This window comes from Frankia sp. Mgl5 (assembly GCF_023242985.1).
Classification (GTDB): domain Bacteria; phylum Actinomycetota; class Actinomycetes; order Frankiales; family Frankiaceae; genus Parafrankia; species Parafrankia soli.
In genome coordinates this window covers 1-257 of sequence record NZ_JALKFY010000208.1, presented here as the reverse complement: position 1 = coordinate 257, position 257 = coordinate 1, and the positions used below count along the sequence as shown (strand labels likewise).

Annotated in this window: 1 protein-coding gene; it reads right to left on the bottom strand. The window is 55.3% G+C overall.

Going from position 1 to position 257, the window contains the following annotated elements; all coding sequences use genetic code 11:
* The coding region (locus tag MXD62_RS09035; protein ID WP_248828923.1) for an isocitrate/isopropylmalate family dehydrogenase at positions 1-257 on the bottom strand (257 nt) is incomplete at both ends.

Sequence of the window (257 nt, the reverse complement as noted above, 5' to 3'; positions counted from 1 at the left end):
CCAAAGTAGATACCGCCGGTCAATTCACGTACCACGATCAAATCAACGCCCGCTACCGCTTCCGGTTTAAGCGAGGAGGCTTCCACCAGTGTTGGATGCATGTTGGCTGGACGAATGTTGGCAAACAGGCCGAGAGCCTTGCGAATTCCCAGCAAGCCTGTTTCCGGCCGCAAATGTCCAGGGTTTTGATCCCATTTCGGTCCGCCTACCGCTCCCAAAAGCACGGCATCCGCTTCCCTGCAGATGTTTACCGTTTC